Annotated in this window: 17 protein-coding genes; 1 reads left to right on the forward strand and 16 read right to left on the reverse strand. The window is 62.3% G+C overall.

Annotated features, from left to right (window positions below; all coding sequences use genetic code 11):
• Positions 1 to 67 precede the first annotated feature (67 nt).
• From ACU688_RS02665 to ccoN (ACU688_RS02735), 15 genes are all read right to left on the reverse strand, one after another.
• Complete coding sequence (locus ACU688_RS02665; protein WP_448183554.1) at positions 68 to 751, reverse strand: sulfite exporter TauE/SafE family protein; 684 nt, start codon at positions 749 to 751, stop codon at positions 68 to 70.
• Complete coding sequence (gene ccoS, locus ACU688_RS02670) at positions 744 to 956, reverse strand: cbb3-type cytochrome oxidase assembly protein CcoS (RefSeq protein WP_017735332.1); 213 nt, start codon at positions 954 to 956, stop codon at positions 744 to 746. Before ccoS ends, ACU688_RS02665 begins: the two co-directional genes overlap by 8 nt.
• A 22-nt stretch (positions 957 to 978) precedes the next feature.
• Positions 979 to 3,429, reverse strand: coding sequence for a heavy metal translocating P-type ATPase (locus ACU688_RS02675; protein WP_448183555.1), 2,451 nt, complete (start codon positions 3,427 to 3,429; stop codon positions 979 to 981).
• A 131-nt stretch (positions 3,430 to 3,560) separates the two neighbouring features.
• Positions 3,561 to 4,100: a FixH family protein gene (locus ACU688_RS02680; RefSeq protein ID WP_124526613.1), complete on the reverse strand. Its 540-nt coding sequence runs from the start codon at positions 4,098 to 4,100 to the stop codon at positions 3,561 to 3,563.
• 17 nt (positions 4,101 to 4,117) lie between these two features.
• Positions 4,118 to 5,521: a cytochrome c oxidase accessory protein CcoG gene (ccoG, locus tag ACU688_RS02685; protein WP_448183556.1), complete on the reverse strand. Its 1,404-nt coding sequence runs from the start codon at positions 5,519 to 5,521 to the stop codon at positions 4,118 to 4,120.
• Positions 5,522 to 5,819: 298 nt separating this feature from the next.
• Positions 5,820 to 6,797 carry a cytochrome-c oxidase, cbb3-type subunit III gene (gene ccoP, locus ACU688_RS02690; RefSeq protein ID WP_448183557.1) on the reverse strand — a complete coding sequence of 326 codons (978 nt, stop codon included), beginning with the start codon at positions 6,795 to 6,797 and terminating at the stop codon, positions 5,820 to 5,822.
• Positions 6,794 to 6,979, reverse strand: coding sequence for a CcoQ/FixQ family Cbb3-type cytochrome c oxidase assembly chaperone (locus tag ACU688_RS02695; RefSeq protein WP_005790274.1), 186 nt, complete (start codon positions 6,977 to 6,979; stop codon positions 6,794 to 6,796). Before ACU688_RS02695 ends, ccoP (ACU688_RS02690) begins: the two co-directional genes overlap by 4 nt.
• A gap of 5 nt (positions 6,980 to 6,984) precedes the next feature.
• Positions 6,985 to 7,593, reverse strand: a complete 609-nt coding sequence (ccoO, locus tag ACU688_RS02700; RefSeq protein ID WP_003193167.1) for a cytochrome-c oxidase, cbb3-type subunit II — start codon at positions 7,591 to 7,593, stop codon at positions 6,985 to 6,987.
• Positions 7,593 to 9,035: a cytochrome-c oxidase, cbb3-type subunit I gene (gene ccoN / locus ACU688_RS02705; protein WP_124526609.1), complete on the reverse strand. Its 1,443-nt coding sequence runs from the start codon at positions 9,033 to 9,035 to the stop codon at positions 7,593 to 7,595. Before ccoN (ACU688_RS02705) ends, ccoO (ACU688_RS02700) begins: the two co-directional genes overlap by 1 nt.
• A 329-nt stretch (positions 9,036 to 9,364) precedes the next feature.
• Positions 9,365 to 9,775 (reverse strand): type II toxin-antitoxin system VapC family toxin, encoded by a 411-nt coding sequence (locus ACU688_RS02710; RefSeq protein ID WP_124526608.1) that lies wholly within the window; start codon positions 9,773 to 9,775, stop codon positions 9,365 to 9,367.
• Positions 9,775 to 10,029 carry a type II toxin-antitoxin system Phd/YefM family antitoxin gene (locus tag ACU688_RS02715; protein ID WP_124526607.1) on the reverse strand — a complete coding sequence of 85 codons (255 nt, stop codon included), beginning with the start codon at positions 10,027 to 10,029 and terminating at the stop codon, positions 9,775 to 9,777. Before ACU688_RS02715 ends, ACU688_RS02710 begins: the two co-directional genes overlap by 1 nt.
• Positions 10,030 to 10,158: 129 nt before the next feature.
• Complete coding sequence (ccoP, locus tag ACU688_RS02720) at positions 10,159 to 11,091, reverse strand: cytochrome-c oxidase, cbb3-type subunit III (protein WP_207041756.1); 933 nt, start codon at positions 11,089 to 11,091, stop codon at positions 10,159 to 10,161.
• Positions 11,088 to 11,288: a cbb3-type cytochrome oxidase subunit 3 gene (locus ACU688_RS02725; protein WP_010208563.1), complete on the reverse strand. Its 201-nt coding sequence runs from the start codon at positions 11,286 to 11,288 to the stop codon at positions 11,088 to 11,090. The genes ccoP (ACU688_RS02720) and ACU688_RS02725 overlap by 4 nt, the downstream gene beginning before the upstream one ends.
• A 3-nt stretch (positions 11,289 to 11,291) precedes the next feature.
• Positions 11,292 to 11,900 (reverse strand): cytochrome-c oxidase, cbb3-type subunit II, encoded by a 609-nt coding sequence (gene ccoO / locus ACU688_RS02730; protein ID WP_017735321.1) that lies wholly within the window; start codon positions 11,898 to 11,900, stop codon positions 11,292 to 11,294.
• A 10-nt stretch (positions 11,901 to 11,910) separates the two neighbouring features.
• Positions 11,911 to 13,335 carry a cytochrome-c oxidase, cbb3-type subunit I gene (gene ccoN, locus ACU688_RS02735; protein WP_017735320.1) on the reverse strand — a complete coding sequence of 475 codons (1,425 nt, stop codon included), beginning with the start codon at positions 13,333 to 13,335 and terminating at the stop codon, positions 11,911 to 11,913.
• A gap of 79 nt (positions 13,336 to 13,414) precedes the next feature.
• Between ccoN (ACU688_RS02735) and ACU688_RS02740 the strand changes: the two genes are divergently transcribed.
• On the forward strand, positions 13,415 to 14,110 hold the full coding sequence (locus ACU688_RS02740; protein ID WP_448183558.1) for an alpha/beta family hydrolase: 696 nt from the start codon (positions 13,415 to 13,417) through the stop codon (positions 14,108 to 14,110).
• A 103-nt stretch (positions 14,111 to 14,213) separates the two neighbouring features.
• Here the strand turns inward: ACU688_RS02740 and ACU688_RS02745 are convergent, their stop codons facing one another.
• Entirely contained in the window at positions 14,214 to 15,779 is a 1,566-nt protein-coding gene (locus tag ACU688_RS02745) for a methyl-accepting chemotaxis protein (RefSeq protein ID WP_124526603.1), read from the reverse strand.
• Positions 15,780 to 15,822: the final 43 nt, after the last annotated feature.

Raw genomic sequence — 15,822 nt, forward strand, 5'->3', positions numbered from 1 at the left:
TAGGGGCGTGGCGGGGATGGCATCTTGATTTGCATCAACGGGGAGCGGCGCTATGCCACATGGCGATTTAGTGGCCCATTAGCCAGTGCTGATGCGGGCCGGGTAACGTCCAAATCCCGAACACAATCACCAGCAAGCCGCCCGCCATCCTTATGCTGCGTTTGCGCAGTAACGCGGTGACCCGTTCAGCCGCCAGCCCGGTGGCCAGCAGCACCGGCCAAGTGCCCAAGCCAAACGCCAGCATCAACAACCCGCTGTCCAGCGCATTGCCCTGGCTCGCCGCCCACAGCAGGGTGCTGTAGACCAACCCGCACGGCAACCAGCCCCAGAGCGCGCCCAGCAGCAAGGCGCGCGGCAGGCTGGACACCGGCAGCAAACGGTTGGCAATCGGCTGGATATGCCGCCACAGGCCGCGCCCGAGGCTTTCGATACGGGTCAGGCCGCTCCACCAGCCGGCCAGGTATAGGCCCATGCTGATCAGCAGCAAACCGGCGAGCACGCGCATGAACACCGCTGCCGGGCTATCCGCCACGGCCCAGCCCGCCAGGCCGATCAGGACGCCAGCGGTGGCATAGCTGAGGATGCGCCCCAGGTTGTACGCCAGCAGCAGGCGAAAGCGGCGGCTGCGTTGCTCCTTGGGGATCGCCAGGGTCAGAGCGCCCATCAGCCCGCCACACATGCCCAGGCAATGGCCGCCGCCGAGCAGGCCAAGGATCAGCGCGGAGACCAGCAGCGGCGCCAATTCAAGCATGGGGCGGGTCTTTGGGGGGCTGTTCGGGGCCGTTGGCTTCGTCGACGGCGGCCAGGTGGTTGGGGTCCTGGTCGTCAAACAGCACGCTGTGGGCCGGGCCGTCGAGGTCGTCGTACTGGCCGCTGTCCACCGCCCAGAAGAAGATGTAGATGGCCACGCCGACTAACAGCAGCGCCGCTGGAATCATCACGTAGAGAGCTGGCATCGGTACTCCATGCCCGCCCGGCTCATGCCGGCAGCGGGCGGGTGACGGTAGGGGCGCTGGCGGCAGGCGCGCTCGGCTGGCGAGTCAGGCGCAGGGCGTTGAGCACCACGGTCAACGAACTGAGGGACATGCCGATCGCCGCCCAGATCGGCGTGATCCAACCCAGGGCAGCAAACGGCAGCATAAGGCCATTGTACAGCCCGGCCCACAGCAAGTTTTCAATGATTACCCGGCGGGTGCGGCGCGCCAGGGTGAAGGCTTGGGCCAGGGCGTCGAGGCGGTTGGACAGCAGCACCGCGTCGGCGCTGGTCTTGGCCAGGTCGGTGGCCGAACCCATCGCCACGCTGATATCGGCGGCGGCGAGGACCGGCACATCGTTGACCCCATCGCCAAGCATCAGCACCTTGCGGCCTTGCTGATGCAACTGTTGCAACACCTGCAGCTTGTCGTCCGGGCGCAGGCCGCCACGGGCTTCGTCGATGCCCAATTCGGCCGCCACGCTGGCCACCATCGGCGAGCTGTCCCCGGACAGCAACAAGGTGCGCCAACCGCGCGCCTTGCACGCCGCCAGCAGGGCCGGGGCGTCGCTGCGCAAACGGTCATCGAGGACAAACCAGGCGAGGGCGCCGTGGGTGTCGCCCAGCAGCAGCCATTGCCCGGCTTCGTCCGGTGAGGCGGGGATCGGGCAACCGCTGAGGGCGCAGACAAAACCGGGCTGGCCGATACGCAGCCGGCGCTCGCCGACACGGCCCTCCAGGCCCAGGCCGGGGGTGCTGAGCACTTCGTCGGCGGCCAGCGGGGCGCGGCCAAAGGCACGGGCTATCGGGTGTTCGGAGCGGTTTTCGAGGGCGGCGGCGAGGCCCAGGCAGGCATCGCTGTCCAGCGTACCCAGGGGGCGGATCGCGCGCAGGGCCAAGCGGCCTTCGGTGAGGGTGCCGGTCTTGTCGAAAATCACCGTGTCGATCTGGTTCAGGCCTTCCAGCACATGGCCGCGGGTCAGCAACAGCCCGAGTTTGTGCAGGGTGCCGGTGGCGGCGGTGAGGGCGGTGGGCGTGGCCAGCGACAGCGCGCAGGGGCAGGTCGCGACGAGCATCGCCAGGACGATCCAGAACGCGCGGGAGGCGTCCAGCTCCCACCACACCAGGCCGATCACGGCGGCGGCAATCAGCGAGCACAACAGGAACCACTGCGCGGCGCGGTCGGCGATTTGCGCCAGGCGCGGTTTTTCCGCCTGGGCCCGTTCCAGCAGGCGCACGATGGCGGACAGGCGCGTGTCGTGGCCGAGGGCGCGTACTTCGACGGTCAGCGCCCCTTCGACATTGAGGGTGCCGGCGGTGACGCTATCGCCAACCTGGCGCGGTTGTGGCAGGTACTCGCCGGTGAGCAGGGATTCATCGATGCTGGATTGGCCGTCGAGGATCACGCCGTCTGCCGGCAACACTGCGCCGGGATGCACCAGCACGCGATCCCCCAAGGCCAGTTCGCTGAGCAGGATGCGTTCGCTCTGGCCGTCACTCTTCAAGCGCAGGCACGACGCGGGCAAGAGGTTGACCAATTGCGCGGTGGCGGCGGCCGTCCGTTCCCGGGCACGGCGCTCCAGGTAGCGGCCGGCGAGCAGGAACAGGGCAAACATGCCCACCGCATCGAAATACAACTCGCCGACGCCGGTGATGGCGGTCCAGATCCCCGCCAGATACGCCCCGCCGATGGCCAGGGACACTGACACATCCATGGTCAGGTGGCGTGTGCGCAAGTCGCGCATCGCACCTTTGAAAAACGGCGCGCAGCTGTAGAACACGATGGGCGTGGTCAGGAACATCGCCACCCAGCGCAGGATCACGTGCAACTCGGGGCTCAGGTCGATGTTGAATTCCGGCCAGGTGGCCATGGTCGCCATCATCGCCTGGAACCACAGCAGCCCGGCCACGCCCAGCTGGCGCAAGGCCAGGCGGTTTTCGCTGGCCAGTTGTTCGGCCGCGCGGTCCGCTTGATAAGGGTGGGCGGCATAGCCGATATGGCGCAGCTCGCCGAGCAGTTGGCTCAGCGGCAACTGCCCGTCGGCCCAGCGCACTTGCAGGCGATGGTTGGACAGGTTCAGCCGCGCCTCGGCCACGGCGGGCAGGCGGCGCAAGTGTTTTTCGATCAACCAGCCGCAGGCGGCGCAGCTGATGCCTTCCATCAATAGGGTGGTTTCGGCCAGTTCGCCTTCGTGGCGCACGAAGGGTTTTTGCACGTCGGCGCGGTCGTACAGCGCCAGTTCGTCAAGCAGTTGCACCGGCAGCGCGTCGGGGTTGGCGGAGGCTTCGCTGCGGTGCTGGTAATAGCTTTCCAGGCCACCGGCGACGATGGCTTCGGCCACGGCCTGGCAACCGGGGCAGCAGAGCTCGCGGCGTTCGCCGAGGATCTGGGCGGTGAACCGGCTGCCGGCGGGGACGGGTAGGGCGCAGTGGTAGCAGGGGGTGGGGCTGGTCATGGTTCGGTTCCGCTGATCGTTCCCACGCTCTGCGTGGGAACGCCTCGCTGGACGCTCTGCGTCCGCTTTTGTGACGCAGAGCGTCACGGGCTGCATTCCCACGCGGAGCGTGGGAACGATCATGGGTGCTGTTACTTCTTCAGGTCTTCGGCACCTTGCAGCGGCTCATCCCCCAACAGCAAGTCCTTGTCGTGGCTGACCTGTTCCTCTTCGAACATGCGCCAGGTGCGGTCGCCTTCCACGCCGAGCAGTTCGACGAAACGGCGGCCTTCGACCTTGTCGGTGACCTGGCCGATGTAGCGGCCGGGTTCGCTGTCGCTGCGGGCCAGGTTGATCTTGCGATCCTTCTCGGGCTGCGTCGGGGAAATCAGGTTGAGCTCCAGGGTGGTCGGGTTGCTGTTGCCGGTCAGGTGCAGCTCGACTTCACCGGTCAACTCGTCCAGGTGCACCTTGGCGCGCAGTTGCAGGGTTTGGGCCAGCAGTTCGCGGTCCAGCGAGCGGTTGATGCCTTTGCCGGCCTCGTAGTAGTTGTCGTTGACCAGGTTGTCCGGGTTGTTCACCGCGATGGTCACCATGGACAAGGTCAAGGTTACCGAGCAGGCCAGGATCGCAATGATGATCCAGGGCCAGAGGTGCTTGTACCAGGGGCTTGCGGCAGTCGCTACGGGCATTGTTCTGCTCTCTATGTTTAACGGACTTGAGGGCCGATGAATCGGCTCTTGGCTTCGATACGCACGTCGGGGTCGTCGGCATCGGTGAGGATGAATTTGACCTCGTTGGTGCTTGACGGCAATTGCTCCGGCGCGCTGGACAGTTCCACCGGCATGCTGACGATATCACCGGCGGCCACCTTGATTTCGCGGCGGCCTTGCAGCTTGAGATCGGGCAGGCCTGCGGCGTCGAGCACGTAGGTGTGGTCGCGCTGGTCCTTGTTCATGATCTTCAGGCTGTAGACGTTTTCGATGCGGCCTTCGGCGTTTTCGCGGTAGAGCACGCGGTCCTTGCTCACGTCGAAGCCCACCAGCGAACGCATGAAGAACGCCGCCACCAGCAGGCTGATCATCGCCAGCAACACCAGCGCGTAGCCGATCAGGCGCGGGCGCAGCTTGTGGGTTTTTTGCCCGGAGAGGTTGTGTTCGGTGGTGTAGCTGATCAGGCCGCGCGGGTAGTCCATCTTGTCCATGATGTTGTCGCAGGCGTCGATACACGCCGCGCAGCCGATGCACTCGATTTGCAGGCCGTCGCGGATGTCGATCCCGGTCGGGCATACCTGCACGCACATCGTGCAGTCGATGCAATCCCCCAGGCCCTCGGCCTTGTAGTCGCTGCCTTTTTTGCGCGGGCCACGCAGTTCGCCTCGGCGTGGGTCGTAGGACACGATCAGGGTGTCCTTGTCGAACATCACGCTCTGGAAGCGCGCATACGGGCACATGTAGATGCACACCTGTTCGCGCAGCCAGCCGGCGTTGCCGTAGGTGGCGAGGGTGAAAAAACCCACCCAGAAATACGACCAGCCATCGGCTTGGCCAGTGAAGAAATCGAACACCAGTTCGCGGATCGGCGAGAAGTAGCCGACAAAGGTCATGCCGGTGACAAAACCGATCAGCAGCCACAGGGTGTGCTTGCTGAATTTACGCAGGAACTTGTTGGCGCCCATCGGCGCCTTGTCGAGCTTGATGCGCTGGTTGCGGTCGCCTTCGGTGACCTTTTCGCACCACATGAAGATCCACGTCCACACGCTTTGCGGGCAGGTATAGCCGCACCACACGCGGCCGGCGTACACCGTGATAAAGAACAGGCCAAACGCCGCAACGATCAGGATGCCCGAGAGCAGGATGAAGTCCTGGGGCCAGAAAGTGGCGCCAAAAATAAAGAATTTACGCTCTGGCAGGTTCCACCACACCGCCTGGTGACCGCCCCAGTTCAGCCACACCGTGCCGAAGTAGAGCAGGAACAGCCCGGCGCCGCCGAGCATGCGCAGGTTGCGGAACAGGCCGGTGAAGGCGCGGGTGTAGATTTTCTCGCGCGAGGCGTAGAGATCGATGGTCTTGGCTGGGGGGGTAACGTCATGTACCGGTATTTGGTCGCTCATCATTGCATCCCACGGCGGTGGAGATTTGCCTCGGCCAGTACGTGCCGGTCGGGGTCAAATTGGGGGTGTTGCAGTGGCCTAATGATACGCCCCTGATGATGTTGAACGGGGGCGACCTACATGATCTGGATCAATTGAATGGGCAAGTATGGTCGGTTTTTCCGGCACGGTCCCCAAAACACTGGAGAACCAATGTGGCAGCGGGCTTGCTCGCGAAAGCGCTGTGTCAGTCGGCTTATCCGTTACTGACAGACCGCTTTCGCGAGCAAGCCCGCTCCCACATTGTTTTGCGGTGTGTTTACTGTTCCTCAGCCTTTTTGTCCCCATGGGACAGGCTGTAAACATACGCGGCCAACAGATGCACCTTGTCGTTGCCTTGCATTTGCTCCTGCGCAGGCATCTGGCCCTGACGGCCATAGCGGATGGTCTGCTGCAATTGCGCGAAGCTCGAACCGTAGATGAACGCACCCGGGTGGGTCAGGTCGGGCGCGCCCATCGCTGGGGTGCCTTTGCCGGCCGGGCCGTGGCAGGCCACGCAGTTGGTGGCGAAAAGTTTTTCGCCGTTGGCTACGTCAGCCTTGGCGCCTTCCGGCAGCTTGCGGCCATCGAGGTTGGTCAGCACGAAGCCGGCCACATCGGCCACGCCTTGTTCGCCAATCACTTCAGCCCAGGCTGGCATGACTGCGTGGCGGCCTTTGAGGATGGTTTCCTTGATGGTTGCCGGCTCGCCGCCCCAGCGCCAATCGGCGTCGGTCAGGTTGGGGAAACCGTAGGCGCCCTTGGCGTCGGAACCGTGGCACACCGAGCAGTTGGAGGCGAACAAACGGCCACCCATCTTCAAGGCTTGCGGGTCCTTGGCCACTTCTTCAATGGGCATCGACGCGAATTTGGCGAAGATCGGCCCGAACTTGGCTTCCGACTTGGCCATTTCCTTTTCCCATTCGTGCACGCCGGTCCAGCCGGTCTGGCCGTTGGCGAAAGGGGTTTGCTTGTCGTTGTCGAGGTAGTTGTAGCCCGGCAGCACACCTTTCCAGTTGCCCAGGCCCGGGTACAGCACCAGGTAACCGAGGGCGAAGATGATGGTGCCGACGAACAGCATGAACCACCACTTAGGCAGCGGGTTGTCGTACTCCTCGATGCCGTCGAACGAGTGGCCGACGGTTTCGTCGGTTTGTTCGCTGCGCTGCCCCCTGCGGGTCGACAGCAACAGCCAGGTCAGGGCGAAGATGGTTCCCAGACTGAGGACTGTGACGTACAGACTCCAGAACGTAGTCATTCTTTGTTACTCCTAGAAGCTTGCTCGACGTGCTTGATGGCTTCGGGATCATCCGCAAAGGGCAGCATGGTTGCGTCGTCAAACTCCGACTTGCGGCGGGGGCTGAACACCCACAGCGCCAGGCCGACAAAGGCCACCATCACCACAACGGTGCCCAGGCCTCGAATCATCCCGATATCCATGTAGGTCACCGTTTGCTTTTGATGATGGTGCCAAGGCCTTGCAGGTAGGCCACCAATGCGTCCATTTCGGTCTTGCCCTTCACGGCTGCGGCTGCACCGGCGATGTCTTCATCGGTGTAGGGCACGCCCAGGGTGCGCAAGACTTCCATCTTCTTCGCGGTGTCCTTGCCGTCGAGCTTGTTTTCCACGAGGAACGGGTACGCCGGCATTTTCGACTCAGGCACCACGTTGCGCGGGTTGTACAAGTGCGCGCGCTGCCAGTCATCGGAGTAACGTCCGCCGACACGGGCCAGGTCCGGGCCGGTGCGCTTGGAACCCCACAGGAACGGGTGGTCCCACACGCTTTCGCCGGCGACCGAGTAGTGGCCGTAGCGTTCGGTTTCGGCGCGGAACGGGCGGATCATCTGCGAGTGGCAGCCGACACAACCGTTGGCGATGTAGACGTCGCGGCCTTCCAGTTCAAGGGCGGTGCGCGGCTTCATGCCTTCGACCGGCTTGTTGGTCACGTCCTGGAAGAACAGCGGAACGATCTGGGTCAGGCCGCCGATACTCACGGCGATGACCATGAAGAAGGCCAGCAGGCCGATATTCTTCTCGACTACTTCATGCTTCATCAGTGCGCTCCCACTACGGCGATCTTGGCGGCGGCTTCAGCTTCTACCGGGTCGGCGGCACGCACGGTGCGCCACACGTTGTAGGCCATCAGGAACATGCCGGAGGCAAAGAATGCACCGCCCAGGGCGCGCACGATGAAACCCGGATGGCTGGCTTGCAGCGCTTCGACGAAGGAGTAGGTGAGGGTGCCGTCATCGTTGATTGCACGCCACATCAGGCCCTGGGTGATGCCGTTGACCCACATCGAGGCGATGTAGAGCACGGTGCCGATGGTGGCCAGCCAGAAGTGCGCATTGATCAGCGCGACGCTGTGCATCTGCGGGCGACCGAACAGTTTCGGGATCATGTGGTACAGCGCGCCGATGGAGATCATCGCCACCCAACCGAGGGCGCCGGCGTGTACGTGGCCGATGGTCCAGTCGGTGTAGTGGGACAGCGAGTTGACGGTCTTGATCGCCATCATCGGCCCTTCGAAGGTCGACATGCCGTAGAACGCCAGCGATACCACCAGGAAGCGCAGGATCGGGTCGGTGCGCAACTTATGCCAGGCGCCCGACAGGGTCATCATGCCGTTGATCATGCCGCCCCAGCTCGGGGCCAGCAGAATGATCGACATCGCCATGCCCAACGACTGCGCCCAATCCGGCAGCGCGGTGTAGTGCAGGTGGTGAGGGCCGGCCCAGATGTACAGGGTGATCAGCGCCCAGAAGTGCACGATGGACAAGCGATACGAGTAAATAGGACGTTCGGCCTGTTTCGGCACGAAGTAGTACATCATCCCCAGGAAACCCGTGGTCAGGAAAAACCCTACCGCGTTATGCCCGTACCACCACTGGATCATCGCGTCCGTCGCCCCGGCGTAGGCCGAATAGGACTTGAACAGGCTGACCGGCAGCGAGGCGTGGTTGACGATGTGCAGCATCGCCGTGACCAAGATGAAGGCGCCGTAGAACCAGTTGCCCACGTAGATGTGCTTGGTCTTGCGCTTGACGATGGTGCCGAAGAACACCACGGCATAGGTCACCCACACAATGGCAAGCAAAATGGCGATGGGCCATTCCAGCTCGGCGTATTCCTTGGTGGTGGTGTAGCCCAGGGGCAGGGTGACGATGGCGCCGAGGATCACGGCTTGCCAGCCCCAGAAGGTGAAGGCGGCGAGGCCATCGGAGATCAGTCGCGTCTGGCAGGTTCGCTGCACGACATAGTAGGAGGTGGCAAACAATGCACATCCACCGAAGGCGAAAATCACCAGGTTGGTGTGCAGCGGGCGCAGGCGACCGAAGGTCGTCCAGGGCAAGCCGAAATTCAATTCCGGCCAGACCAGTTGCGAGGCGATGAACACCCCGAGCCCCATGCCAAGGATCCCCCAGACCACCGTCATGATGGCGAACTGGCGGACTACCTTATAGTTATAAGCAGTCGGACTGATTGCTGTGCTCATTCTAAGGTTCCACGGTTTAGGTTTTTTTATAGGTAAAAATCGGCCGCAAGTATGTAGAAAGCGAGAGGCCAATGCAACGCAACGCTGACCTGTGTCAAGGCGTTCCACGCCAGATTCTGCGCCCTTTCCCTGTTTTACGTAAGGATAAAGTCGGAGTTCGAAAGCTGATCAAGTGGACAGGAATTTTTTCGGGTCGCAACGGCAGTCGTCGCGTACACCAGAACCGGCCCGCTGTGGGGGAAGCGTAGACCCGAATGGCGGGAGGGGAAAGTTGTGCTTTGGAGGGGGTGTGACAAAAGGTCGCGAAGTCTCGGCGGGTGAAAGCCCGGTTATTCGTCCCAGGGATTGATCACCGTCACGCCACTGGATTTGAAGTCACTGACATTGCGTGTGACAACGGTGAGTCCGTGCACCAGAGCAGTCGCCGCGATCAGGGCATCGCTCTCGTTCGCCTGGTCGGGAACATGCAGGTGGGCACAACGCAGTGCAACGGCCGCATCCACCGGCAGGATTCGAGCATCGAACGCCGGCATCACATGGCGCTTGAGCCAGGTGCGCAAGACTTTGCCTTGGGCCGGGTCGCGCCGTTCCATACGTAGCACTCCCGTTTCCAACTCCTTCAACGTAATCACTGAGATAAACATGCGCGGTGCGATGACGCTCTTGGCCCAGGCGACGACGTTCGCGTCTGCCTGGGGTTTACGTAGTTCGGAAATAACGTTGGTGTCGAGTAGATACATCAAGAAAGGTCCACAGGGCGATGAGTGATCACGGCGCGTTCGGTCTCGAAGTCGATATCGGCGGCGTCCGGCATGACTAGCAAGTCAACGATGTCGGCGTTCAGTCCGGTCAATTTCTGGTAGTCCTCAATGCTTAGCAGTACATGGGCGGGTTTGCCGCGGTCGGTGATGAAAACCGGGCCTTGTCGCGTGGCTTTTTTGGCACCGCTTGTGTCTTGGTTGAATTCGCGGCTGGAAATAGTGGTGATAGTCATGGGATAGCTCCCCGAGTCAGGGTGAATGTAGGCACGTTACTACCTTGGCGGCGCGGGTGGCAATATTGTCCCCACAAAAAAGCCCCGCCAGTTTTCACTGAGCGGGGCTCGCGGGTTTACAAGGACTGACTATTGCTCGGTCTTTTGCTCCCCATGGGACAAGCTGTAAACATACGCCGCCAACAAGTGCACCTTGTCATTCCCTTGCAGCACATCCTGCGCCGGCATCTGGCCTTGGCGGCCGTGACGGATCGTCTGCTGCAACTGCGCCAGACTGGTGCCGTAGATGTAGCCAGCCGGTTTGGTCAGATCGGGCGCACCCATGGCTTCCATGCCAGTGCCTTGCGGGCCGTGGCAGGCGACGCAGGTGGTGTTGAACGCGGCTTGGCCAGCGGCCAGGTCGGCGCTGTTGTCTGCCGGCAATGGCAGCTTGGCCAGGTCGTGACGCACATAGGCGGCAACGTTTTTCACGCCGTCTTCACCGAGGATTTCACCCCAGGCCGGCATCGCCGCGTGGCGACCGTTGAGGATAGTGGTCTTGATCGCCTCGGCCGAACCGCCCCAGCGCCAGATGTTGTCCGCCAGGTTCGGGAAGCCGTACGCGCCCTTGGCGTCCGAACCGTGGCACACCGCGCAGTTGGAGGCAAACAGGCGACCGCCCATTTTCAACGCTTGCGGGTCTTTCGCTACTTCTTCCACGGGCATGGCTGCGAATTTGGCGAAGATCGGCCCGAACTTGGCGTCGGCCTTGGCCATCTCCTTGTCCCACTCCTTGTTCTGCGTCCAGCCGTCCTCGTAGCCTGGCAACACGCCTTTCCAGTTGCCCAGGCCCGGGTAGAGGATCAGGTAGCCAACCGCAAACACCAGGGTGCCGGCGAAGAGCATGAACCACCACTGGGGCAGGGGGTTGTCGTACTCCTCGATCCCGTCGAAGGCGTGGCCCATGGTCTGGTCCACGCTGCCCTTGGTCTCGCCCTTGCGGGTGCCGATCAACAGCCAGGTCAGGCCGATCAGGCTGCCCAGGGTCAGTACGCAGATCCATGTACTCCAAAATAGGGTCATGGCCGAGTGCTCCTTATTGCAGGCTCTTCTTGAGCGTCGGATGGAGAGGGTTCATCGGCGAACGGCAGCAGGCGCGCCTGCTCGAATTCCGCATTGCGCCGGTTGTTGAACACCCACAGCGACAGGCCGATAAAGGCGATGGCGACGACCAGCGTGCCAAGGCCGCGGATGGTGCCCGCATCGAATTCAAATCCCATGGCTCACCTCTTGCTCTTGATGGCAGTGCCGAGCACTTGCAGGTACGAAACCAGCGCGTCCATCTCGGTCTTGCCCTTGAGGCTGGCGACGGCGCCACTGATGTCGTCGTCGGTGTACGGCACGCCGAGGGTGCGCATCACTTTCAACTTGGTCTCGGTGTGGCTGCTGTCGACCGCGGCGGTGACCAGCCACGGGTAGGCCGGCATTTTCGACTCGGGCACCACGTTGCGCGGGTTGTACAAGTGCGCGCGGTGCCAGTCGTCCGAGTAGCGTGCGCCGACGCGCGCCAGGTCCGGCCCGGTGCGCTTGGAGCCCCACAGGAACGGGTGGTCCCAGACGCTTTCGCCCGCCACCGAGTAGTGGCCGTAGCGTTCGGTCTCTGCGCGGAATGGGCGAATCATCTGCGAGTGGCACTGCACACAGCCTTCGCGGATGTAGATGTCACGGCCTTCCAGTTGCAGCGCGGTGTAGGGCTTCATGCCTTCCACCGGCTTATTGGTGACGTCCTGGAAGAACAGCGGGACGATCTGGGTCAGGCCGCCGATACTCACGGCCAGCACCATCAGCAGCATCAGCAGGCCGACGTTCTTTTCAATCGTTTCGTGTTTCATCACTGACTCCTCAGGCCATCTGCGTGGCGGTGGCGGCTTCGACAGGTTGTGCCGAGCGCACGGTGCGCCAAGTGTTGTAAGCCATCAGGAACATGCCGCTGAGGAACACTGCACCGCCCACCAACCGCACGATGAAGCCAGGGTGGCTGGCCACCAGGGTTTCGACGAAGGAGTAGGTCAAGGTGCCGTCTTCGTTGACCGCACGCCACATCAGGCCCTGGGCGATGCCGTTGACCCACATCGAGGCGATGTAGAGCACGGTGCCGATGGTGGCCAGCCAGAAATGCGCGTTGATCAGGCCGAGGCTGTACATCTGCTCGCGACCGAAGATTTTCGGGATCATGTGGTACAGCGCGCCGATGGAGATCATCGCTACCCAGCCGAGGGCGCCGGCGTGTACGTGGCCGATGGTCCAGTCGGTGTAGTGGGAGAGGGCGTTGACGGTCTTGATCGCCATCATCGGGCCTTCGAACGTCGACATGCCGTAGAACGCCAGGGAGACCACGAGGAAGCGCAGGATCGGGTCGCTGCGCAACTTATGCCAGGCGCCCGACAGGGTCATCATGCCGTTGATCATCCCGCCCCAGCTCGGTGCCAGCAGTACCAGCGACATCACCATGCCCAGGGACTGTGCCCAGTCCGGCAGCGCGGTGTAGTGCAAGTGGTGCGGACCTGCCCAGATGTACAGGGTGATCAGTGCCCAGAAGTGCACGATGGACAAGCGATAGGAATACACCGGACGCTCGGCCTGTTTCGGCACGAAGTAGTACATCATCCCGAGGAAGCCGGCGGTGAGGAAAAAGCCTACCGCGTTATGCCCATACCACCACTGCACCATGGCATCCGTCGCACCGCCGTAGAGGGAGTAGGACTTGGTCAGGCTGACCGGGATTTCCAGGTTGTTGACGATATGCAAAATGGCCACGGTGATGATGAACGCACCGAAAAACCAGTTACCGACGTAAATGTGCTTGGTGTTGCGCTTCATCACTGTGCCGAAGAACACGATGGCGTAGGCCACCCAGACAATGGTGATGAGGATGTCGATCGGCCATTCCAGCTCGGCGTATTCCTTGGAGCTGGTGTAGCCCAGCGGCAAGGTGATCGCAGCCAACAGGATGACCAACTGCCAGCCCCAGAAGCAGAACGCGGCGATTTTCGGCGCAAACAGCTGGGTTTGGCAGGTGCGTTGCACCGAGTAGAAGGAGCTGGCGAACAGCGCGCAGCCACCGAACGCGAAGATCACCGCGTTGGTGTGCAACGGGCGCAGGCGGCCGAAGCTGGTCCAGGGTAAATCGAAATTCAGAGCAGGCCAGACCAATTGGGCGGCGAGAAAAACCCCGAGCCCCATGCCGACGATGCCCCACACCACCGTCATAATGGCGAATTGGCGGACCACCTTGTAGTTATAGGCGGTACTTAAAGTAGTGTTCATGGTTCCCCATCCACGGTTCAACCCAAGCAAATGCGGCACTTGGGCTGGAGTTATAGGCAGACTAAATAGCGAGGCAAGCATGGGCAAAGAGCACAAGGCCAGTATTGACGGGGATCAATGGGCGCAGTGTGTGCGGGAACACGGCTGGTTGTGGGATGTCGCAGCGAACGTTGCAGGGCATGAACCTGTGACGCTGATCCTGGCCCACGGCGCCGGTGCACCGATGGACTCAGCCTTCATGAACGACATGGCTGCACGCCTTGCCGCGCACGGCGTCAACGTGTTGCGCTTTGAGTTTCCCTACATGGCCCAACGCCGTGTGGACGGCGGCAAACGTCCACCCAACCCGGCGCCGAAACTGCTGGAAGCATGGCGCGAGGTGTATGCGCAAGTGCGACGTCATGTCGCTGGGAAACTGGCGGTGGGCGGCAAGTCCATGGGCGGGCGCATGGCCAGTCTGTTGGCCGATGAGTTGGGCGCTGATGGGCTGGTGTGCCTGGGTTATCCGTTCTATGCGGTGGGCAAGCCGGAAAAACCCCGGGTGGAGCATCTGGCCGGGTTGCAGACGCGCACCTTGATCGTGCAGGGCGAGCGCGATGCCTTGGGCAATCGGGCGGCGGTGGAGGGTTATGTGTTAGCGCCGGGCATCGAGGTGATGTGGCTGGTGGCGGGGGATCATGATTTGAAACCGTTGAAGGTTTCGGGGTTTAGTCATGAGCAGCATTTGGCGGCTGCGGCGTTGAAGGTTTCCAGCTTTCTTATGAGCACTGAGTAAAATCTGTGGCGAGGGAGCTTGCTCCCGCTGGAGTGCGAAGCGCTCCCAAACTTTTGGGGCCGCTGCGCAGCCCAGCGGGAGCAAGCTCCCTCGCCACAGTGGTTTACCGGTTAAACCGTTCTACCAGCGAATACTGGGTATTCGCCGTATGCGTCAGCTCTTCACTCAACTGCGCTGAATTCAACGCCTGCTCCGACGTCTGGTCCGCCAACAGCGCAATGGTGCTGATATTGCGGCTGATCTCTTCGGCCACCGAGCTTTGCTCTTCAGTCGCCGCCGCAATCTGCGTGGTCATATCGGTGATATGCGCTACCGCTTCACTGATCCCCACCAACGCCTGATCCGCTTCCATCACCCGTGCCACACCTTCTTCGGCCTGGCGATGCCCGGCGTCCATGGTTTGCACGGCGGCGGCGGCAGTCTGTTGCAGCTTGGCGATCAGGGCGTGGATCTGCCCGGTGGACTCAGCAGTCCGCTGGGCCAGTTGGCGCACTTCGTCGGCCACCACGGCAAAACCACGGCCCATCTCACCGGCACGCGCCGCTTCGATGGCGGCGTTGAGTGCCAGCAGGTTGGTCTGGTCGGCGATGCCTTTGATCACATCGACCACGCCGCCGATTTCATCGCTGTCTTTGGCCAATTGGGTGACGGTCACGCCCGTCTCGCCAACAGCCACCGACAGACGCTGAATCGCCTCACGGGTTTCCCCGGCGATATCGCGACCGCGGCCGGTCAGGCGGTTGGCTTCCTGGGTCGCATCGGCTGTGCGCTGTACATGGCTGGCGACTTCTTGGGTCGTCGCGGCCATCTGGTTGACGGCGGTGGCCACCTGCTCGGTCTCGACGCGCTGGCGTTCCAGGCCGCTGGAGCTGTTGTGCGCCAGGGTGTTGGACTGCGCCGCTTGGTCGTTGAGGTGTTCGGCGGTGTCTTGCAAGCGTGTCAGGCACGTCTTCAGACGCGCTTCCTGGCTGAGGATCGACATCTCCAGGCGCGCCTGGGCGCCACGGCTGTCGGTGTACATCTGCGCGATCAACGGGTCGGAGGTGGTCTGCTCGGCCAAGCGCAGCAAACGCTTGAGGCCGCGCTGTTGCCAGCTCAGGCCCAGCAGGCCCAGTGGCACCGACAACCCCGCCGCCAGGGCAAAGCCCCAGTGGGAGTTGAGCGACGCGCCGATCATGAAGCTCAACTGGCTGACCAGGATAAACGGCAGCCAGTCTTGCAACACCGGCAGCCATTTGTCTTTCTGGGGGATCGCCGACTTGCCCTGGTTGATGCGTTGGTAGAGCGCTTCGGCGCGGCGGATCTGCTCGGCGGTGGGCTTGATGCGCACCGATTCGTAGCCGACCACCTGGTTGCCTTCGAAAACCGGCGTCACATAGGCGTTAACCCAGTAGTGGTCACCGGTCTTGCAGCGATTCTTGACAATGCCCATCCATGGCAAGCCTTGTTTGAGCGTGGTCCACATATGCGCAAACACCGCTCCCGGAACATCCGGGTGACGCACCAGGTTATGGGGCGCGCGCAGCAGTTCTTCGCGGGTGAACCCACTGATCTCGACAAACGCGTCGTTACAGTAAGTGATCACACCCTTGGCATCTGTGGTGGAGATCAACCGTTGCTGAGCGGGGAAGGTACGTTCGCGCTGGGTAACGGGTTGGTTATTACGCATGATTGTTCAATCCGCAAGGCTTTCAGGGGTTATCGGCACGGGC

Source organism: Pseudomonas acericola (SeqCode), assembly GCF_053456465.1.